Annotated in this window: 18 protein-coding genes and 1 riboswitch; of the genes, 8 read left to right on the forward strand and 10 right to left on the reverse strand. The window is 69.8% G+C overall.

What is annotated here, in order from left to right; translation table 11 throughout:
• The 7 genes from BLV31_RS13060 (at position 1) to gcvP (ending at position 7279) form a co-directional block, all read left to right on the forward strand.
• Positions 1-762 (forward strand): DUF881 domain-containing protein, encoded by a 762-nt coding sequence (locus tag BLV31_RS13060; RefSeq protein WP_064061534.1) that lies wholly within the window; start codon positions 1-3, stop codon positions 760-762.
• A 42-nt stretch (positions 763-804) separates the two neighbouring features.
• Positions 805-1209 (forward strand): glycine cleavage system protein GcvH, encoded by a 405-nt coding sequence (gcvH, locus tag BLV31_RS13065; protein ID WP_006552745.1) that lies wholly within the window; start codon positions 805-807, stop codon positions 1207-1209.
• A gap of 155 nt (positions 1210-1364) precedes the next feature.
• Positions 1365-1826, forward strand: coding sequence for a glycogen accumulation regulator GarA (gene garA / locus BLV31_RS13070; RefSeq protein WP_006552746.1), 462 nt, complete (start codon positions 1365-1367; stop codon positions 1824-1826).
• The gene (gene ftsR, locus BLV31_RS13075) at positions 1826-2563 is read left to right on the forward strand and encodes a transcriptional regulator FtsR (protein ID WP_006552747.1); all 738 of its coding nucleotides are present in this window, start codon (positions 1826-1828) and stop codon (positions 2561-2563) included. The genes garA and ftsR overlap by 1 nt, the downstream gene beginning before the upstream one ends.
• 148 nt (positions 2564-2711) lie before the next feature.
• Positions 2712-3185, forward strand: a complete 474-nt coding sequence (locus tag BLV31_RS13080) for a bifunctional nuclease family protein (RefSeq protein WP_006552748.1) — start codon at positions 2712-2714, stop codon at positions 3183-3185.
• A 239-nt stretch (positions 3186-3424) separates the two neighbouring features.
• Positions 3425-4051, forward strand: coding sequence for a MerR family transcriptional regulator (locus BLV31_RS13085; RefSeq protein WP_006552749.1), 627 nt, complete (start codon positions 3425-3427; stop codon positions 4049-4051).
• A 117-nt stretch (positions 4052-4168) separates the two neighbouring features.
• Positions 4169-4264: riboswitch (glycine riboswitch) on the forward strand.
• A gap of 162 nt (positions 4265-4426) precedes the next feature.
• Complete coding sequence (gene gcvP / locus BLV31_RS13090; protein WP_064061533.1) at positions 4427-7279, forward strand: aminomethyl-transferring glycine dehydrogenase; 2853 nt, start codon at positions 4427-4429, stop codon at positions 7277-7279.
• A gap of 135 nt (positions 7280-7414) precedes the next feature.
• Here the strand turns inward: gcvP and BLV31_RS13095 are convergent, their stop codons facing one another.
• The 6 genes from BLV31_RS13095 to BLV31_RS13120 form a co-directional block, all read right to left on the reverse strand.
• Positions 7415-8572: a metallophosphoesterase gene (locus tag BLV31_RS13095; protein ID WP_006552752.1), complete on the reverse strand. Its 1158-nt coding sequence runs from the start codon at positions 8570-8572 to the stop codon at positions 7415-7417.
• Between the two features lies 1 nt (position 8573).
• Positions 8574-10307, reverse strand: coding sequence for a substrate-binding domain-containing protein (locus BLV31_RS13100; protein WP_217636623.1), 1734 nt, complete (start codon positions 10305-10307; stop codon positions 8574-8576).
• A gap of 142 nt (positions 10308-10449) precedes the next feature.
• A complete protein-coding gene (locus tag BLV31_RS13105; protein ID WP_006552754.1) occupies positions 10450-12633 on the reverse strand; it encodes a malate synthase G in 2184 nt (727 codons plus the stop codon).
• Between the two features lie 66 nt (positions 12634-12699).
• Positions 12700-13638, reverse strand: coding sequence for a hypothetical protein (locus BLV31_RS13110; RefSeq protein WP_006552755.1), 939 nt, complete (start codon positions 13636-13638; stop codon positions 12700-12702).
• A complete protein-coding gene (locus tag BLV31_RS13115) occupies positions 13635-14753 on the reverse strand; it encodes a hemolysin family protein (protein WP_006552756.1) in 1119 nt (372 codons plus the stop codon). The genes BLV31_RS13110 and BLV31_RS13115 overlap by 4 nt, the downstream gene beginning before the upstream one ends.
• Positions 14750-16153 (reverse strand): hemolysin family protein, encoded by a 1404-nt coding sequence (locus BLV31_RS13120; RefSeq protein WP_019289600.1) that lies wholly within the window; start codon positions 16151-16153, stop codon positions 14750-14752. Before BLV31_RS13120 ends, BLV31_RS13115 begins: the two co-directional genes overlap by 4 nt.
• Before the next feature lie 304 nt (positions 16154-16457).
• On the opposite strand from BLV31_RS13120, the gene BLV31_RS13125 reads away from it, so the two are divergent.
• Entirely contained in the window at positions 16458-17099 is a 642-nt protein-coding gene (locus tag BLV31_RS13125; RefSeq protein ID WP_051121633.1) for a class I SAM-dependent methyltransferase, read from the forward strand.
• Here the strand turns inward: BLV31_RS13125 and BLV31_RS13130 are convergent.
• The 4 genes from BLV31_RS13130 to BLV31_RS13145 all read right to left on the reverse strand — a co-directional run bounded on the left by BLV31_RS13130 (position 17053) and on the right by BLV31_RS13145 (position 20854).
• Positions 17053-17952, reverse strand: a complete 900-nt coding sequence (locus tag BLV31_RS13130) for a DMT family transporter (protein ID WP_064062111.1) — start codon at positions 17950-17952, stop codon at positions 17053-17055. The genes BLV31_RS13125 and BLV31_RS13130 overlap by 47 nt on opposite strands.
• Positions 17953-17956: 4 nt before the next feature.
• Complete coding sequence (gene gnd / locus BLV31_RS13135; protein ID WP_006552760.1) at positions 17957-19408, reverse strand: NADP-dependent phosphogluconate dehydrogenase; 1452 nt, start codon at positions 19406-19408, stop codon at positions 17957-17959.
• A 71-nt stretch (positions 19409-19479) separates the two neighbouring features.
• Entirely contained in the window at positions 19480-20430 is a 951-nt protein-coding gene (locus tag BLV31_RS13140; RefSeq protein ID WP_006552761.1) for a M56 family metallopeptidase, read from the reverse strand.
• A 13-nt stretch (positions 20431-20443) separates the two neighbouring features.
• Positions 20444-20854 carry a BlaI/MecI/CopY family transcriptional regulator gene (locus BLV31_RS13145; RefSeq protein WP_006552762.1) on the reverse strand — a complete coding sequence of 137 codons (411 nt, stop codon included), beginning with the start codon at positions 20852-20854 and terminating at the stop codon, positions 20444-20446.
• Positions 20855-20878: the final 24 nt, after the last annotated feature.

Below are 20878 nucleotides of genomic sequence, written 5' to 3' on the forward strand. Positions count from 1 at the left end.
GTGACCGAACCGCAACAACCCGGCCCCGCACCCGACACCGGCGCAACGCCCGAAACCGGCACTGCGCGCGCCACCCGATCGCAACGCGTCTTCCTCGTCCTCGCGGCGATTCTCGTCGTCCTGCTCGGCGCCGGCATCGCCACCCAGGTGCGTACGACCGATACCGGCGACGACCTCGACTCGGCGCGCCCTGCGGACCTGCTCGTGCTGCTCGACAACCTCAATCGCCGCGAAGCCGCTCTCCGCCAGGAGATCACCGAACTCGAGCGCACCCTCTCGAGTCTCGAACAGGAAGGCTCGGAAGCGGCACTCGAGGAAGCCCGCACGCGCCTGTACACGCTGTCGGCGCAACTCGGCACCGAACCCGCCACCGGGCCCGGAGTGGTTCTCACCGTCGACGATCCGCGCGAGGGTGTCGGATCGGAGGTGCTGCTCGACATGATCCAGGAGCTGCGCGCGGCGGGTGCCGACACGATGCAGATCGCCGGGGCGAACGGTGAGACCGTGCGCATCGGGGTCGATTCGTGGGTCACCGGACCGGGCGGCGACATCGTCGTCGACGACCGCCGACTCGATGCTCCGTACACCGTCACCGCCATCGGTGACGGACCGACTCTCGCCGCCGCGCTGAACATTCCCGGCGGAGTGGTCGACACGGTCGCCCGTGCGGGCGGATCATTGTCCGTAGAACAGTCTCCGCAGGTGGAGGTGTCCGCCTTGCGGGAGATCGAGCCACGCCAATACTCTCAGCCCGGTAACTGAATCCGACGTTCCGGTCGAACGTCGTCTCCGAAAGGACCAGTCTTGACCGATTTCGCGACACCCGAGGATCTGCGGTACACCCCCGAGCACGAGTGGGTGCGCAGGACGGGCGCGACGACCGTGCGCATCGGGATCACCGACTACGCACAGTCCCAACTCGGCGACGTGGTCTTCGTGCAGCTGCCCGAGGCGGGCGCCGAGATCGCCGCCGGCGAGTCCTTCGGAGAGGTCGAGTCCACCAAGAGCGTGTCGGACGTGTTCGCGCCGCTGACCGCGAAGGTGACCGCCGTCAACATGGAACTCGACGCGAATCCCGAACTGGTGAACAGCAGCCCGTACGAGGACGGCTGGCTCGTCGACGTGGAGATGGGCAGCGAGAACGACCTCGACGAGGCGCTCGCGGAGACGCTCGACGCGGAAGGTTACCGCGGGATCACGGAAGGCTGACGGACCCGACAGGTAACGTGACCGCGACTGTCTGCGTCAGTACCCCCGAGCGGGGTACGGTCGGATATGGCGTGTGCCGTGTCGGACCTGAACGGGGCGAACGAATCAGCGACCGTCCGGGATCACCCGGGTGGTCGAACGGATAAGGAGAAACGGTGAGCGAGAACGGCAACGCGGGTTACGAGGAGACTCCTGCAGAGACCACTTCGGTATTTCGCGCCGACTTCCTGAACGAAGTGGAGGGCGCGGGTTCGGCCACCACCGAAGCGCCCGTCTCGGGTGTCGAGGGCCTGCCCGCCGGATCGGCGCTGCTGGTCGTCAAGCGGGGGCCCAATGCAGGATCGCGCTTCCTGCTCGACCAGCCCACCACCTCGGCGGGTCGGCATCCCGACAGCGACATCTTCCTCGACGACGTGACCGTCAGCCGTCGGCACGCCGAGTTCCGCCAGGACGAGGGCGAATTCCAGGTCGTCGACGTGGGAAGCCTCAACGGCACCTACGTCAACCGCGAGCCGGTCGACTCCGCCGTTCTCGCGAACGGCGACGAGGTGCAGATCGGCAAGTTCCGGCTGGTGTTCCTGACCGGTCCGCGAGGTAACCAGGGCGCAGGTAGCTGATGACCGCGGCCCGCCAGCCGGCGCCGGCCGGAATGTCGATCGGGTCGGTGCTCGACCGCCTGCGTCCGGAATTTCCGGACGTGACGATCTCGAAGATCCGGTTCCTCGAGGCCGAGGGACTGATCAGCCCGGAACGCACACCCTCGGGCTACCGCCGCTTCTCGATCGCCGATTGCGAGCGTCTGCGGTACGTGCTCACCGCGCAGCGCGATCAGTACCTTCCGCTCAAGGTGATCAAGGAGCAGCTCGAGGCGATCGACCGCGGCGCCGCCACGGTGGGATCGGTCGAGACCCGGATCACCCGGCCGCGTCCGCTGGCGGTGGCCCGCGGCGAGGTCTCGCCGGAGGATCTGCGCACCGATCGCGAGATCCGGGTGAGCCGCGAGGATCTGTGCACCCGTGCCGGGATCGACGCGGCCTTCCTCACCGAGCTGGTGGGGGCGGGCCTGCTCAAGCCGGGCCCGGCCGGTTTCTTCGACGAGGACGCGGTGCTGCTCGCCCGCACGGCGAAGGCGATGGCGGAGTTCGGCCTCGAGGTTCGGCACCTGCGGGCGTTCAAGCTCGCCGCCGACCGCGAGGCCGCGCTCGTCGCTCAGATCGCCGGCCCGATCGCGAAGGGCCGCGACGCCGGGGCACGGCAGCGCGCCGAGGAGATGGTGCGCGAACTGGCCGCACTGTCGTTGACATTGCACACCTGCCTGGTGAAAGCGGCGGTGCAAGGAGCCCTCGACCGTTAGGCGACGAATTCGTCGTCGAGTGCGACCACGGCCCTCCGTCAGGTGGTGACCTACGGCACCTGACGGATGCGCTGGAGGACACTAGAATTCCAGGCAGTACCTGTCGGGTGGTCCCACCACCGACGAGCAGCAGGACGGAGGCATCGCGATGAGCGAGATGCGGATAGTAGGGATTCGTATCGAACAGCCGCAGAACCAGCCTGTCCTCCTGCTGCGGGAGGTCGACGGCGATCGGTATCTGCCGATCTGGATCGGGCAGAACGAAGCGACCGCCATCGCCCTCGAACAGCAGGGGGTCGAACCGGCACGGCCGCTGACCCACGACCTGATCAAGAACCTCCTCGAGGCGTTCGGTCGCAACCTCCGCGAGGTGCGCATCGTCGACCTGCGCGAAGGGACGTTCTACGCGGATCTGGTCTTCGACGGAGGGATGCGTGTTTCCTGCCGGCCCTCCGACGGGGTCGCGGTGGCCTTGCGCATCGGCGCGCCGGTCCACGTCGAGGAACCGGTGCTCACCGAGGCAGGACTGGTCATGCCCGACGAACGGGAGGACGAGGTCGAGAAGTTCAAGGAGTTCCTCGACTCCGTCTCGCCCGACGATTTCAAGGCGACGGACGGCTGAGCGCCGTCCGTCGCACGGCGACGAGCGTTGGCGCGCGCGTCGGCCGTGACGGTAGTAATGTCGAACGTTGCCTTCCGGTCGGCGTGTCGCAGCCCGACGCCCAACACCGGAGCGTACGCTGAGTTGATCCGCCAGGGATGACTCGGTGAGCCTGGGAGGGCTCGATGATCGGATGTGGTCGGGGGATCCACCAATCGATCGTTGCGAGGCAGAACTGGGCGCGCGAGAGGGAGTCAGTAGTGCGAGATCGGACGAAGGGACAGCCACTCGGCGTCGATTCCGGCGATCGCTCGAATCCGGCGCCGCGGACGAACGAGACCGACGAGATCCAACCGGGCCTGTTTCCGGACAACTCGGCGCCCGACGAGCTCGTCGGCTACCGCGTGCCCATCGCCTGCCAGATCGCAGGAATCAGCTACCGCCAGCTCGACTACTGGGCCCGCACGAATCTGGTCGTACCGTCCATCCGCGGGGCTGCCGGTTCCGGTAGCCAACGGCTGTACTCGTTCAAGGACATCCTCGTCCTCAAGATCGTCAAGCGCCTGCTCGACACCGGCGTCTCGCTGCAGAACATCCGCGTCGCCGTCGACCATCTCCGCAGCCGTGGGGTGGGCGACCTCGCGAAGATCACTCTTTTCTCCGACGGCACCACCGTCTACGAATGTACGTCGCCCGAAGAGGTCGTCGACCTGCTGCAGGGCGGGCAGGGCGTCTTCGGGATCGCGGTGAGCGGCGCGATGCGCGAGCTCACCGGCAGCATCGCCGATTTCCCCGCCGAACGCGCCGACGGCGGCGGCGTCGAGGAACGCCCCGAGGACGAACTGGCGTCGCGTCGCCGCGAACGCATCAACCGCCGCATCGGCTGACCACACCACTGATGTCGCATCGGCCGACCACATGACCGCTCCACTCCACCGCCGGCGGCACTTTCCGCACCTGCGGTATTTCGACCCCCGCGACGTGAACTAGACTCGAAGACGCGTCGCCATCACGCGGGAGAGACCCGGACACCGAGCCGGGCGCCGAAGGAGCAGCACCTCCCCGTCAATCTCTCAGGCAACCGGGACCGCGTGAGCTCCGACGTCTCTGGAAAGTGGCGGGAGCACCCGCCCGCCCACGGGGAAAGGCTCTGGCCGGCCGAATCTCTCAGGCGCTCGCTCCGCGAGCTCACGACAGAGGGGGAGGAACCACCTCGCGCGACCGCGCGCATGTGGACCTCGCCGACCAGCCCGGGAGCTGCGATGACAGATGCCGTCACCTCGAACTTCGCCGATCGCCACATCGGCCCCGACACCGCCGGCCTGAACCGGATCCTCGACGTCGTGGGAGTCGATTCCCTCGACGCCCTCGCCACCGCCGCGGTGCCGGCCGCCATCCTCGACGACCGTGCAGACAACGTGCCGACCGGCCTCGACGTCCTCGACGCGCCCCGCTCCGAGCACGACGTACTCGCCGAACTGAAGGCACTCGCGTCGCAGAACACCGTGGCGACGTCGATGATCGGCCACGGCTACTACGACACGCTCACGCCGCCCGTGCTGCTGCGCAACATCATCGAGAACCCCGCCTGGTACACGGCCTACACCCCCTACCAGCCGGAGATCAGCCAGGGACGCCTCGAGGCGCTGCTGAACTTCCAGACCATGGTCGCCGACCTGACCGGCATGGAGATCGCGAACTCGTCGATGCTCGACGAGGCCACCGCCGCTGCCGAGGCCATGACCCTGCTGCGCCGCGCAAACCGCAAGTCCAAGAGCCCGCGCCTGGTCGTCGACGTCGACCTGTTCGCGCAGACCGCCGCGGTGCTGGCGACCCGCGCCGAACCGCTCGGTATCGAGATCGTCACCGTCGACCTCGCTGCCGACGGACTTCCCGAGGGCGAGTTCTTCGGCGTGATCCTCCAGGTGCCCGGCGCTTCGGGCCGCATCATCGACGCCGCTCCGATCATCGCGGCGGCCCACGGCCGCGGCGCGCTCGTCGCCATCGGCGCCGACCTGCTGGCCATGACCTTGATCACCCCGGCCGGGGAGCAGGGTGCCGACGCGTGCTTCGGCACCACCCAGCGGTTCGGTGTGCCGATGGGCTTCGGCGGGCCGCACGCCGGCTACCTCGCCGTCGGTAGCGCCCACACCCGCACCCTGCCCGGACGCCTCGTCGGTGTCTCGGTGGACGCGGACGGCAACCCGGCCTACCGCCTCGCGTTGCAGACCCGTGAGCAGCACATCCGCCGTGAGAAGGCCACCAGCAACATCTGCACCGCCCAGGTGCTCCTCGCCGTGCTCGCGGCCATGTACGCCTCGTACCACGGCGCCGAAGGCCTCACCGGCATCGCCCGCCGCGTCGCCGGGCACGCCCGCCGCCTCGCCGACGGTCTGCGCGCCGGTGGCGTCGAGGTTGTCCACGATGAGTTCTTCGACACCGTCCTCGTGCGCGTCCCGGGGCGTGTCGACGCCGTGCTCGCCGCCGCCCTCGAGGCCGGCATCAACCTGCACCGGGTCGACGACGATCACGTGTCGATCTCGTGCGACGAGGCCACCACCGCGGCGCACGTCGACGCGGTCCTGCGCGCCTTCGGCGTCACCGCCGGGGACGCCGCCGAGGGAACGGCGCTGCCGCAGGCCCTTGCCCGCACCAGCGAGTTCCTGCAGCATGCGGCGTTCACCCGCTACCGCACCGAGACCGCGATGATGCGTTACCTGCGGCGCCTGTCCGACAAGGACCTCGCCCTCGACCGGACGATGATCCCGCTGGGCTCGTGCACGATGAAGCTCAACGCCGCCGCCGAGATGGAAGCCATCACCTGGCCCGAGTTCGCGGGTCTGCACCCCTTCGCTCCGGCGGATCAGACGGCGGGGATCCGCCGCCTCATCGCCGACCTCGAAGGCTGGCTCGCCGCGGTGACGGGGTACGACGCCGTGAGCCTGCAGCCCAACGCCGGCAGCCAGGGCGAGTACGCGGGTCTGCTCGCGATCCGTCACTACCACCTCGATCGCGGCGACACCGATCGGGACATCTGCCTGATCCCGTCGAGCGCGCACGGCACCAATGCCGCATCCGCCGTGATGGCGGGCATGCGTGTCGAGGTCGTCGCGTGCCGCCCGAACGGGGATGTCGATCTCGACGACCTGCGCGCCAAGATCGCCGACCACGGTGCGCGCCTGGCCGCGATCATGATCACCTATCCGTCCACGCACGGTGTGTACGAGCACGACATCGCCGACATCTGCGGTGCCGTGCACGACGCCGGCGGTCAGGTGTACATCGACGGTGCCAACCTCAACGCTCTCGTGGGTCTGGCGCGGCCGGGCAAGTTCGGGGGCGATGTGAGCCACCTGAACCTGCACAAGACGTTCTGCATCCCGCACGGTGGCGGCGGTCCGGGTGTCGGCCCGATCGGCGTCCGTTCGCATCTGGCCCCGTACCTGCCGGGCCATCCGGCGGAGCCGGGACTCGGGGGAGCGGGACCGGTCTCGGCGGCGCCCTACGGATCGGCGTCGATCCTGCCGATCACCTGGGCGTACATCAAGATGATGGGTGCCGAGGGGCTGCGTCGCGCGTCGCTGACGGCGATCGCGTCGGCCAACTACATCGCGCGTCGTCTCGACGAGTACTTCCCGGTGCTGTACACGGGGGAGACCGGCATGGTCGCCCACGAGTGCATCCTCGATCTGCGTCCGCTGACGAAAGCGACGGGGGTGACGGTCGACGACGTCGCGAAGCGTCTGGCCGACTACGGCTTCCACGCGCCGACGATGAGCTTCCCGGTGGCCGGCACCCTCATGGTCGAGCCCACCGAGAGCGAGGACATCGCCGAACTCGACGCGTTCATCGACGCGATGATCTCGATCCGCAGTGAGATCGACCGGGTCGGGGCAGGGGAGTGGCCGGTGGACGACAATCCGCTGCGCGGCGCTCCGCACACCGCGGAATGCCTGGTGGGCGAGTGGAACCACCCGTATTCGCGGGAGATCGCGGTGTTCCCGATGGGGAAGAGCCGAGCCAAGGTTTGGCCGGCGGTGCGGCGTATCGACGGCGCACACGGCGACCGGAACCTGGTGTGCGCGTGCCCGCCCCTGGAGGCGTACAGCGGCTGATGCCGGGGATGGCCGACGGACACGTCCGTCGGCCATCGTCATCGATGGGATAACTCCGAACGATACGGAAATTATAGAAATCCAGAACTGTCCTCCGTCCACAACTAAACTCACCGAGCCACTAAGACAAGGCCGTCAGTTCGCGGCGGTCAGCTCGAGGACGGAGATCTCCGGTGGAGTGCCGACCCGCACGGGCGGTCCCCACGCGCCGGTGCCCTGGGACGTGTAGATCTGCGTGTCGCCGAAGCGGTCGAGTCCGGTGACGGTCGGGTTGGCCAGGGAGACGAACGGCCGCAGCGGCCACATCTGTCCGCCGTGGGTGTGCCCGGACAGTTGCAGGTCGACTCCGAGCTCGCGTGCCTCGTCGACGTGCCGCGGCTGGTGGGCGGCGAGGATCACCGGGGTACCGTCCGCGATGCCGGCGAGGGCGGCGGGCATGTCGGGGTGGTGCGGTTCGGGGGCGGTGTAGTCGTGGACGCCGGCGAGCGCGACGACGTCGCCGTCCCGCTCGAGGACGACATGGTCGTTCCGCAGGGTGCGTACACCGAGCGTCTCCCAGTGGTTCAGCCACGATTCGGCGTCGTCGGAGTAGTACTCGTGGTTGCCGCTGACGCCGTACACCCCGAGCGGGGCCTGCAGTTGCCGGAGCGGTTCGAGATCGGAGCCGACGAGTTCGACGGTGCCGTCGGCGAGGTCGCCGCCGAGCACGATCAGGTCGGGTTGCTCCTCGGCGACGAGGTCGACGACACCTTGCACGAAGTCGGCTCCGCGGGAGGGTCCGACGTGCAGGTCGGTGACGAGCGCGATGCGGGCACCGTCGAAGCCGGCAGGCAGGTCCTGCAGGGCGACGGGCACAGTGACGATCTGCGGCCGGTCGGCCTCGATCGTGCCGTATCCGACGGCGGCGACCGCGGCCACGACGAGCACGGCGGTCGCGATACGCAGCCCCCGTCCCGGGGTCTCGACCGTGCCGTCCTCGGTGATCGGCCGGGGTTGCCCGCGTCGGGCGAGGCGGGCGACGAACAACGCGACTCCGATGAGCAGGAGCCCGAGCATCAGGTACAGCACCACCGCCAACCAACTCCAGCCGAGGAACCCGATGGGGCGGGCCCAGGCAGGATCGAGCACCGTGCCCACCCCGGAGGCGCCGAGCGTGAGCACGAACAGGACGACGAGGACGAGATCGGCGGCGAGTGCGGCAGGTCGCGGCAGGCCGGGTGCCCGGACGAGTCGTCGATGCAGCAGGTAGGTGAGGAGGGCAAGGAAGACCCCCACGACGAGAAGTCGGAGCACGTCAGGACGTCAGCTTTCGGAGGAGGTCGGTGAGATCGGCGGGGTCGGTGGTGTCGACGACGGTGAGGCTGCCGTCGGTAGCTTCGGCGGCCTGTTCGAGGACGAGGTCGGCGCGGTCGCCGAGGACGACGACGTCGATCCGCACGGGGGTGTCGGGGGACGAGAGTTCATCGATCGCGGCGCGCAGGTCGCGGGCGGCTGCTTCGTCGGGGTCGTCGCTGTCGACGACGACGAGTACGGAGTTCGGTCGGCCCGGGTCGTAGTTGTCGACGGCGTCGCGGTAGGCGGCGGTGAGAGTGGCGTAGACGGGTTCGCGGTCGACGAGATCGATGTCGTCGAGGATCGAGGACATCGCCGCGCGCTTGGCTGCGGTGAGTCCGTCGCGGATGACGGCGACACGGTGTCCCTCGGGGGTGTCGGCGAAGACGTACATGCCCATCACCGAGTTGATGGACGCGCGACGCATGGCCTCGCGTACGGCGCCTGCGGTCGCGGTGAGGCGGGTGCCGTCGCCGGCGGGGGTGCCCATGGAGGTGGAGGTGTCGACGACCATCGTGACCTTGCGCGGGGACACCGGGGCGAGACGCAGTGCGACGAGGACGTCGTCGACGGTGGGGTCGGCGGGGGCGAGGACGGTGTCGACGCGGGGCAGCGGAAGTTCCCCGGCGGGTTCGGGGACGGCGTCGGCGGTGCGGAAACCGTGGGCGGTGAGGATGCCGGCCTGCTCGGGGCGCCGCGCGTAGTCGGTGAACTCCGCGGCGGCGCGGGCGAGCGTCTCGTCGACCCAGGGGGCGTCGACGACGGCCGTGGGGAAGTCGACGACGGGCGCGACGCCGATCGGCAGGTGGCCGGTGAGGCCGCGGACCTGTCCATCTGTGAGGGCGCGGTGCAGTTGCTGTTCGATGACCGGCACGGCGTGGATCGGGGCCGCGGTGTCGGGGTGGGTGCCGAGCGCCGCGAGGGTGTCGGCGGTGGTACCGACCGCGCCGAGGGTGTCGGCGCCGAGGGCGAGGGTGCTCACGGCGGTGATGGCGGCGGGGGTGGCAGCCTGTTCGAGGGTGACCGGTCCGGCGCCGATGCCGGTGGTGGCGGCGGTGACGGCTTCGAGGGCGAGGGTGGTGGCGTGGGTCTCGGTGCCGGTGGGCAGGGCGAGGCCGAGGGTGCCCCAGATGTCGAGTCCGCTCTCGCGCATGGCGGCGGGGTCGTTCTGGAGTCGGGGCAGGTCCTGCCAGCGGACGGTGGCGGTGGTGAGGGCGCGGCCGAGGTCGGTGGGGACGGCGAGCACGACCGGGGAGGTGGCGAGGGATCGGGGGGTGCCGTCGATGGCGTCGGCGGCGCGGGCGCTCATACGGGTGTCGAGGGGTACCCACAGGGCGGGTTCGGGGCCGAGCGTCGGATCCCAGGCGTCGGTGCCGAGGGTGTCGGCGGCGGCGAGGCTGTCGACGGTGGTGATCTCGGCGGTGACGCAGTGGTCGCGGATGACGCGGACGCCGCCGTCGGTCCATTGTTCGGCGAGTTCGGTGAGGGCGGGGGCGATGAGGGGGTCGGCGGCGATGTGCAGGACGGTGTCGCCTTCGACGCAGGTTTCGGCGGCGGCGGTGGCCTGGTTGTCGATGCTGTCGCGGAGGCGGAACCAGCCGAGGACGGCGAGCAGGGAGAATACTACGCCTAGGGTGACCACGATGACGCTGGTGCTGATTCCTCGTCGTCCGCTACCGCGATGTCGCCCGCTCACGTCGTGTCCGCCTCGTTTCGTTCGTCGATCCGATGGTCGAGTCTAGTGAGGGGCGGGATGTGATCCGGCTCCGCCGCGCGGTGCGGGGACGGGCAGGGCCCCGATCCGTGTGGATCGGGGCCCTGTGGTGTCGGTGTGCGGGTCAGGCGTACTTGGCCTTGTACTCGCGGCGACGGCGGTGCAGGATCGGCTCGGTGTAGCCGCTGGGCTGCGTGGTGCCTTCGAGGATGAGTTCCTTGGCGGCCTGGAAGGCGATGCTGTCGTCGAAGTTCGGGGCGAGCGGCCGGTAGCCGGGGTCGCCTTCGTTCTGCCGGTCGACGACGGGGGCCATGCGCTCGAGGGAGGCGACGACGTCGTCGGCGGTGACGACGTCGTGGCGGATCCAGTTGGCGAGGAGCTGGCTGGAGATGCGCAGGGTGGCGCGGTCCTCCATGAGCGCGACGTCGTGGATGTCGGGGACCTTGGAGCAGCCGACGCCCTGGTCGATCCAGCGCACGACGTAGCCGAGGATGGACTGGCAGTTGTTGTCGAGTTCTTCGCGCTTCTCCTCGGCGGACCAGTTGGGGTTCTCGGCGAGGGGAATGGTGAGGATGTCGTCCACGGTGGCGCGGCTCTTGCCCTGGAGCTCGTTCTGGACCGCGAAGACGTCGACCTCGTGGTAGTGGGTGGCGTGCAGGGTGGCTCCGGTGGGTGAGGGTACCCAGGCGGTGTTGGCGCCGGCCTTGGGCTGGCCGATCTTCTGCTCGACCATGTCGCGCATGAGGTCGGTCATGGCCCACATTCCCTTGCCGATCTGGGCCTTGCCCTGCAGGCCGCAGGCGAGGCCGGTGTCGACGTTCCAGTCCTCGTAGGCGGCGATCCAGCGCTGCTGCTTCATGGCGGCCTTGCGGACGACGGGTCCGGCCTCCATGGAGGTGTGGATCTCGTCGCCGGTGCGGTCGAGGAAGCCGGTGTTGATGAACACCACCCGGTCGGAGGCGGCCTTGATGCAGGCGGCGAGGTTGACGGTGGTGCGTCGCTCCTCGTCCATGATGCCGACCTTGAGGGTGTTGGTGGGCAGGGAGAGGACCTCTTCGACGCGGCCGAACAGTTCGGTGGTGAAGGCGGATTCCTCGGGGCCGTGCTGCTTGGGCTTGACGATGTAGATCGAGCCGGTGCGGCTGTTGGCGAGCGGGCCGTGGTCCTCGTCGATGTGGAGACCGTGGATGGCGCACAGGCTGGTGATGAGCGCGTCGAGGATGCCTTCGGGGACCTCGTTGCCGTCGCGGTCGAGGATGGCGGGGTTGGTCATGAGGTGCCCGACGTTGCGGACGAACAGCAGGGAGCGGCCGTGCAGTTCGAGGTCGCTGCCGTCGAGGGCGGTGTAGACGCGGTTCGGGTTCAGCTTACGGGTGAGGGTCTTGCCGCCCTTGTCGAAGGACTCGGACAGGTCGCCGCGGTTGAGGCCGAGCCAGTTGCGGTAGCCGACGACCTTGTCGTCGGCGTCGACGGCGGCGACGGAGTCCTCGAAGTCCATGATGGTGGTGACGGCGGATTCGAGGACGACGTCCTTGACGCCGGCGGCGTCGGTGCTGCCGATGGGGGATTCGGGGTCGATCTGGATCTCGATGTGCAGACCGTGGTTGCGCAGCAGCACCGAGGAGGGGGTGGCCTTGTCGCCGAGGTAGCCGACGAGCTTGTCGGGCTGGGCGAGTCCGGTGACGGTGCCGCCCTCGAGGGTGACTTTCAGTTCGGTGCCGTCGATGCTGTAGCCGGTGGAGTCGGCGTGCGAGCCTTGCGCGAGGGGTGCGGCCTTGTCGAGGAAGTCGCGGGCCCAGGCGATGACCTTGTCGCCGCGGACCTTGTTGTAGCCGGTGCCCTTCTCGGCGCCGCCCTCTTCGGGGATGACGTCGGTGCCGTAGAGCGCGTCGTAGAGCGATCCCCACCGCGCGTTGGAGGCGTTGAGCGCGAAGCGGGCGTTGAGGACGGGCACGACGAGCTGCGGACCGGCGGTCTCGGCGATCTCGGTGTCGACGTTCTCGGTGCCGATGGTGAACGGTTCGGGGGTGGGGACGAGGTAGCCGATCTCTTCGAGGAAGGCCTTGTAGGCGACGGGGTCGTGGGGCTGTCCGGCGCGGTCGCGGTGCCAGCCGTCGATCTTGGCCTGGAGGTCGTCACGCTTGGCGAGCAGTGCCCGGTTCTTGGGGGCGAGGTCGTGGACGATCTTGTCGGTACCCGCCCAGAAGGTGTCCGCGTCGACCCCGCTGCCGGGGATGGCCTCGTTGTTGATGAAGTCGTAGAGAACCTGCGCGATCTGGAGTCCGCCGACCTGCACGCGTTCTGTCATCACCCTCACTCTTTCCGGTTGCTGTGCGGCCGGAAACGTCCCGGCCACACGGAATCGTCGATTATGTTACCCGCCGGTAGTAACGGACGCAGTGGTTCTGTGCGTCTGCAGGACGGTACATCGATTCACCAGCTCTTCTCTCAGAGCTGCGGCGCGACGGGTGAGCGCCGACTGCTCGCGGACGTACTGTGCGCGTCCTGCGGCAGTCTCGATCCTGATGGGCGAGTAGCCGTAGTCCTCGAGATCATACGGGCTCGCCCGCATGTCCAATTCACGGGCTGCGGACGCGTGTCGCAGGCACCGCACCGTCAGCTCCGAATCCGTCAGGGGCAGCAGCTTGTACGCCCACTTGTACAGATCCATGCCGGCGTGCAGACAGCCGGGTTGTTCGGTGCGTACCTGCTGGTCGCGGGTCAGTTCGGTGGCGTTGCGTGGGACGGCGTCGGGGGTGAAGAACCGGAACGCATCATAATGGGTGCATCGGAGCTGCATTGATTCCACCACTGTGTCGGTTCCGGTGTGGCCGAGCCGCAACGGCACCGACGAGTGCCGCACCCCGTCGGCTCCCGCCCGGTACACCATCGCCCATTCGTGCAATCCGAAGCAGCCGAGCTGCGGCGGACGGGAGGAGGTCGCGGTGAGCAGCCCCGCGACGAAGTCGACGGTGTCGGCGCGTCGGTCGAGCACCTCCCGGCTCACCCGCACCCCCGGCTGCCCGTCGACGGTGGCCCGTTCGTAGCCGGGATGGTCGCGGTAGCCGCGCACCGCGGCCGCGCCGAGCAGCACGGTGCCGTAGCCGGGATGCCAGCGCCGCAGCTGACTCGGCCGCAGGCTGTAGTAGGTGAACAGGAAGTCGTGCACGGGATGGGTGCGGCCGGCGGCGCGTCGTTCGAGATGCCCGGCGAGCAGCTCGTCCACGGCGGCGTGATGGGCGTCGCGCCGCGCGGTCCACTCGTTCTCGGTGAGGATCGCCGGGCGGTCGGTCACGGACAGGGAGCGGGTCATGGTTCTCGTTCGGTCGATCGGGGTGCGGTGGTGCGGGGGCGGTTGCCCAGCGGATCCGCGACCCGGTGGGTGGCGTCGCGGACCGTTCCGACGAACTCTTCCACGAGGTCCTCGAGCGCGACGATGCCCCGCAGTGCTCCGGTGGTGTCGGTCACCCCGGCCAGATGCGCGTTGCTGCGGCGCAGCGCGGCGAGCGCCTCGTCGAGACCGTCGCCGATCCCGATGGTCGGCAGCTCCCGGATCACCGCGGCGGGGATGACGGTCTCGGGACCGGTGGACTGTTCCCGCACCAGATCGAGCACGTCCTTGATGTGCACATAGCCGGTGATCGTGCCGTCCGGACGGCGGGTGGGATACCGGGAGAAGCCGGTGGTGGTGACCGCGTGCTCGACGTCGCCGAGGGTCGGGCCCGCGCCGGTGTGCGGGACGGTGCGTACCCGAGCGAGCGGGATCATCACGTCGGCGACGGTGCGGTTGCCGGTGGCCAGGGCGCGGGTGAGGCGCTTGTGTTCCTCCTCGTCGAGCAGCCCCTCGGAGCGGGATTCGCCGATCATCTCCGTGAGCTCCACGGCGGAGACGGAGGTGTCGAGTTCGTCCTTCGGGTCGATGCGCGCCGCGCGCAGGGTGGCGTTGGCGCACAGGTTGTAGAAGGCGATGACCGGCCGGGCGGGTCGCATGAACAGCAGGTGGATCGGGACGAGCAGCATCGCGGCGCGTTCCGGGCCGGCGATGGCGATGTTCTTCGGCACCATCTCGCCGAGCAGGATGTGCAGCACCACCACGATCGTGAGCCCGATGGTGAACGCGATGGGGTGCAGCAGCGCGTCGGGCACCCCGGCCGCATGCAGCGGCACCTCGATCAGGTGCGCGATGGCCGGTTCGGCGACGCGGCCGAGCAGGATCGAGCAGATCGTGATGCCGAGCTGGGAGCCCGCGAGCATGAGCGAGAGGTGTTCGCCGGCGTGAATGACGGTGCGGGCCCGGGTCTTGCCCTGGGCGAGCAGCGTCTCGAGCCGGTCTCGGCGGACGGTGATGAGGGAGAACTCGGCGCCGACGAAGAAGGCGTTGCCGGCGAGCAGCAGAACGGCGAGGACGATTCCGAACCAGTCGCTCATCGCTGCGCACCCCCCTCGTCGGCGGCCGGGGCGTCGTCCCTGTCACCGTTGTCGCCGTCGGGGTTCTCGGGGTCGGGGGCGGCGCCGGGCACGAGCAGCACCCGGTCGATGCGGTGCCCGTCCATCTCGAGGATGCGCGCGTACCAGGTGAGGTCGCGTTCGCCGCGGCGCAGCGGCAGCTGGATCTCGTCGTCGACCTCGGGGATGCGGCCGAGTTCGGTGAGGATCAGCCCGGCGAGGGTCTCGTAGTCGCCGTCGGGGGCGCGGTAGCCGGTGAGCTGGGCGAGCTCGTCGGTGCGCAGCAGACCCGTGCACGACCAGCCCTCTCCGTCGCGGTGGGCGTCGAGTTCGGTCTCGTCGTGTTCGTCGCGGACGTCGCCGACGATCTCCTCGACGAGGTCCTCCATGGTGATCAGTCCGGCGGTGCCGCCGTATTCGTCGACGACGAGCGCGACCTGCATGCCGTCCGAGCGCACCCGTTCCATGACGGTGTCGCCGTCGAGGCTGGTCGGCACGGTGGGCACGAGGCGGGCGAGGGCGCCGACGGCGGTGGTGCCGCGCGCCGGGCCGGGCACGGTGAACGCGTGCTTGACATGCACGACGCCGAGCGGGGCGTCGAGGTCGCCGTCGACGATCGGGAAGCGGGAGTAGCCGGTGCGGGCGGACAGTTCGATGAGGTCGAGGACGGTGGCGTTGCGGTCGAGGCTCTCGACGGTGCTGCGCGGGGTCATGAGGTCCTCGGCGGTGCGGTCCCCGAACTGCAGGGATCGGTAGACCAGGCGGGCGGTGTGCTCGTCGAGGGTGCCGCTGCGGGCCGAGGCGCGCACCAGCGAACCGAGCTCCTGCGGGGAACGCGCTGAGCGCAGTTCCTCGGCCGGTTCGATGCCGAAGCGCCGCACGATGTGGTTGGCGGCGCCGTTGAGTCCGAGGATCGCCCAGCGGAACAGCAGGGAGAACGCCAGTTGGAGACCGGCGGTGGCGCGGGCGGTGCCCATGGGCCGGGCGATGGCGATGTTCTTGGGGACCAGTTCGCCGAAGACCATGGAGAAGGACGTGGCGATGAGCAGCGCGAGGACCAGCGAGGCGGTCGAGGCGACGGAGGTGCTCAATCCGATCGCGTCGAACAGCGGGGTGAAGAACTGCGCGAGGATCGGTTCGGCGAGATAGCCGGTGATCAGTGTGGTGATGGTGATGCCGAGCTGGGCGCCGGACAGCTGGAACGACAGGGTGCGGTGCGCGTGCTGGACCTGCCGGGCGCGCCGGTCGCCGTCGTGGGCGTGCGCGTCGACGGCGCTGCGTTCGAGGGCGGTCAGGGAGAACTCGGCGGCGACGAACAGGGCGGTGCCTGCGGTGAGCGCCACGAAGCCGAGGAGCGCGACGATATCGAGCAGGACGGACATCAGAGGCGGTCCTGCCGGGCGGGGTGGTGGCCGGGGTGGTGCCCCGGCCCGATAGAGGATCCTTCCGGCCCGGAGTCGCACTCCGTGCAGGGGGAGGAGGTGTCGGGCGGTGGGGTGGCTGTGGGTGCCGCGGGCACCGGTGTCCTCTCGTCGGGTCCGGTCGCGGACGGTGTCTGCTTGCCGGAAGTGGTTTCGACGGGTACCGATTCTACTGAGGGTGGTTGCCGTGTGTTGCGGTGCCGGTGACGGCGCGGCGCCTACGGTGGGGATCGAGCAGGTGTCCCGGTGGAACGAAGGAGCGTGGATGAGCGGCGGCGAGGGTCCGGAACACGGTGGCGGCGAGCGGGTGCCGAGCCGGTGGGAGGAGATCGTGGCGGAGAATCCGGCGCATTCGTCGTGGTACGTCGAACGGTTCCGTGCGATGGTCGCCCGGGGGCAGGACACTGTCGGGGAGGCCCGGTTGATCGATGCGATGGTGCCGCGTGGGGCGCGGATTCTCGACGCAGGGTGCGGGCCGGGCCGGCTCGGCGGTTATCTGCATCGGGCCGGGCACAGTGTGGTCGGGGTGGATGTCGATCCGGTGCTGATCGCGGCGGCGGAGGAGGATCATCCGGGGCCGAGGTGGCTGGTGGGGGATCTGGCCGAGCTGGATCTGCCGGCCCGCGGTGTCGACGCCGATTTCGATGTGATCGTGTGCGCGGGGAATGTGATGACCTTCGTGGCGCCGTCGACCCGGGTGGCGGTGCTGCGCAATTTCGCGGCGCATCTGGCGCCGCAGGGCCGGGGGGTGATCGGTTTCGGGGCGGGCCGTGAGTATCCGTTCGAGGAGTTCTTCGCCGATGCGCAGCAGGCGGGTCTGGCGGTGCAGGTGCGGTTGTCGACCTGGGATCTGCGGCCGTTCAGCGATGACGCGGAGTTTCTGGTGGCGGTGCTGGGGCGGGCGTAGCCGCGGCGTCGGCGGGGGTGTCGGCGGCCTGGGCGCGGGAGAGCGCCACGGTGGTCACGAGCATCACGACGACGGCGGCGCTGACGAGGATCCGTCCGGGGCCGTCGGTGCGCAGGTGTTCGCCGAGCACAGTCATGCCGAGCACGATCGCGGCGAGCGGTTCGCCGACGGTCAGGGCGGGCAGCGATGCGGTGAGCGATCCGGCCTGGAAGGCGCGTTGCTGCAGGTAGATCGCGGTGGCGCCGGCGGCGACGAGTGTCCAGGTCTGCCACGAGCCGAGCAGTTGCGGGATGCCGTGTTCGGCGAGGTCGGTGACGTGTTTGGTGAACGCGCTGGTCACGCCGTAGAGGACGCCGGCGGCGATCCCGAACGACAGTGCCCGCCGTCGCGGGGAGAGCAGGGCGACGACGACTGCGGCGGCGGTGACGGCGAGCACCGTTCCGAGCGGCAGCGCCCAGCGGGCGGCGGCGGCATCTCCGGTGCCTTCGCTGGGGTTGCCGACGAGCAGGAAGATCGCCAGCGCCGCGCACAGTGCGCTGGCGAGTAGCCAGGTGGTGCGGGTGACGCGGCGGCCGGTGGTGGCGGCGGCGAGCGGCAACGCGAACAGCAGTGACGCGACGAGCAGGGGCTGGACGAGCAGCACCGATCCGAAGACGAGCGCGATGACCTGCAGTACGTAGCTGCCGCCGTCGCCGAGGATGCCCGCCCACCAGCGGGGGCTGCGCAGCAGCGAGCCGACGAAGGAGTCGGTGTCGGGCACGGCAGCGGCCGAGGTCTGTTGCGCGACACTGCCGACCGCGATGAGCGCGGCGGCGGCGAGTGCGCACAGGACGGCGACTGCCGTGCCCGTCATCGGGTCAGGCCTGCACTTCGGAGCGGTCCCCGCTCCACAGGGTGTGGAACTTGCCGGGCTTGTCGGTGCGCTCGTAGGTGTGGGCACCGAAGAAGTCGCGCTGGCCCTGGGTGAGGGCGGCGGGCAGCCGGTCGGCGCGCAGCCCGTCGTAGTAGGACAGCGACGACGCGAAGGCCGGGACGGGGATGCCGAGTTGGGTGGCGGTGACCACGACGCGCCGCCAGCTGTCGATGCCGATCTCGATGGCGTCGCGGAAGTACGGGGCGAGGATCAGGCTGGGCAGGGCCGGGTCGGCGTCGTAGGCCTCTTTGATGCGGTTGAGGAACTGGGCGCGGATGATGCAGCCGCCGCGCCAGATCGTTGCGAGCGCGGCGCGGTCGACGTTCCAGCCGTATTCGGCGCTGCCGGCGGCGATCTGGTCGAAGCCCTGCGCGTAGGCGACGATCTTCGACGCGTACAGGGCGGCGCGGATGTCCTCGGTGAACTGCGCGGCGTCGGTGGGGGCGGCGCCGAGGTTGCCGGCGGCAAGGCCGCGGGCGGCGGCGCGCTGGTCGCGGGAGCCGGACAGGGCGCGGGCGAAGACGGCTTCGGCGATGCCGGTGACGGGGACGCCGAGGTCGAGGGCGGCCTTGACGGTCCAGCGGCCGGTACCCTTCTGTTCGGCGGCGTCGACGATGACGTCGACGAGGGGTTTGCCGGTGGCGGCGTCGGTCTGGCGCAGCACCTCGGCGGTGATCTCGATGAGGTAGGACTCGAGGGTGCCGGTGTTCCAGTCGGCGAAGACGTCGGCGATCTGCCCGGCGTCGTAGCCGAGGGCGTCGCGCAGCAGGTGGTAGGCCTCGCCGATGAGCTGCATGTCGGCGTATTCGATGCCGTTGTGCACCATCTTCACGAAGTGGCCGGCGCCGTCGGGGCCGATGTGGGTGCAGCAGGGGGTGCCGTCGACCTGGGCCGCGATGGTTTCGAGCAGCGGGCCGAGCGCCTCGTACGATTCGGCGGGGCCGCCGGGCATGATGGACGGGCCGTTGAGGGCGCCTTCCTCGCCGCCGGAGATGCCGGCGCCGACGAAGTGCAGGCCGCGGGCGCGCAGGGCGGCTTCGCGGCGGATGGTGTCGGTGTAGAGGGCGTTGCCGCCGTCGATGATGATGTCGCCGGGTTCCATCGCGTCGGCGAGCTCGTTGATGACCGCGTCGGTGGCGTCGCCTGCCTTGACCATGATCAGGACGCGGCGCGGCTTTTCGAGGGCGGCGACGAATTCGTCGATGGTTTCGGTGCGGACGAAGGTGCCGTCGCTGCCGTGCTCGGCGAGCAGCGCGTCGGTCTTGGCGATGCTGCGGTTGTGGAGGGCGACGGTGTAGCCGTGGCGGGCGAAGTTGCGGGCGATGTTCGAGCCCATCACGGCCAGTCCGGTCACGCCGATCTGGGCCTGCGGTGTTTCGGTGCGTTCGACGGTCATGGTCTACAGCTTCCCCCGAAACGGGGGCCGATCGAAATCGGGGCGGGCCGAACGGTGCGGCGTGTCGCGGCTCAGAGGCCGAGCAGCAGGGACAGTTCGGTGAGCCAGGGCACCGCCACGGCGATGGTGGGTACGACGAGGATGGCGGCGGCGGCGGTGTAGGCGGCGGCGGAAATGCCGAGGTTGGGCCCCGGTCCGGTGAGGCGCTGCACGCGCAGCACGGTGCTCGGTCCGCCGACGGCGAGGGCACCGGTGGGCGTGTGGGCGCCGGCGCAGGCGACGAGGGCGCGGGCCAGCGGTGCGGGGCCGGTCTTGCGGACGGCGGAGTCGTCGGCGAGCAGCTCGACGAGCAGTTTGACCGAGCCGAGCGCCGAGCCGGAGCGCACGACGCGGGGGAACGCTTCGTAGACGGCGGTGAACGCCTCGAGGATGAGGTCGTGGCGGGCGCGCAGGTGGGAGTGTTCGTGGCGCAGGATCGCGCGTAGTTCGTCGTCGCCGAGGTTGTCGAGGGTGCCTTCGCTGAGCACCACCCGGTGCCGCAGCCCGGGCAGGCAGTAGGCGATGGGGTCGGCGGTGTCGAGGATCCGCACGTGCGGGTGGTGGCGGACGGCGGCGCCGCTCTCGCGGCGGTCGAGCAGGTCGACGAGCATGCGGTGGCGGGAGCGGCGGCGGCGGGTGCGTACCGCGACGCGCAGCATGGAGAAGGTCAGGCGGGCACCGATGAACACGGTCAGGGCGAAGACGATGACGTAGGTCAGCCACAGGGGCAGACCGAGGGCGTCGATCTCTTCGAGGGGCCCGGTGGTGGGTCGGCCGTCGGCGCCGGGTGCGAGGAGGCGGGCGGCGATGGCCAGGCCGCAGGAGAACGCGGAGAGCACCGCCGCCAGGGCCACGGACTGCCACAGCACGAGGGCGGCCCGGGGGTTGCGGTGCGGCCAGGTGGCGCGGGCGAGCAGCCCCGGCACCGGACCGGCGAGGAGAAGCGCTGTGGTTCCGAAGAACAGCGCCGTGGTCGCGTTCATGACATCGAGTGTGTCAGCCGGCCCGCTCGGTGTCGTGGCCGGTGCTGTCGTCGCCGTGTTGCGCTTCGAGTTTCGCCAGCGCCGCGCGCAGGGCGGCGGCTTCGTCGGCGCCGACGCGGCCGACGAAGTGGACGAGGGCGGCGGCGCGGCCGGCGGTCTCGTCGGCCTGGTCGAGGGCGTCGACCATCAGGCTGGCGACGAGTTCGTCGCGGCCGTGCACCGGCAGGTAGCGGTGGGCGCGGTCGTCGCGTTGCTGGATGACGAGGTTCTTCTTGGCGAGGCGCTGCAGGACCGTCATGACGGTGGTGTACGCGAGGTTGCGTCGAGCCGAGAGGGCTTCGTGGACCTGCCGGACGGTCTGTGGTTCGGGGGTGGACCACAGGTGGTCCATCACTGCGCGTTCGAGTTCGCCGAGTGCTGCCATGGGTCGATTCTACGGATTTCTCCG

Origin of the sequence: Rhodococcus pyridinivorans (genome assembly GCF_900105195.1) — a bacterium.
Classification (GTDB): domain Bacteria; phylum Actinomycetota; class Actinomycetes; order Mycobacteriales; family Mycobacteriaceae; genus Rhodococcus; species Rhodococcus pyridinivorans.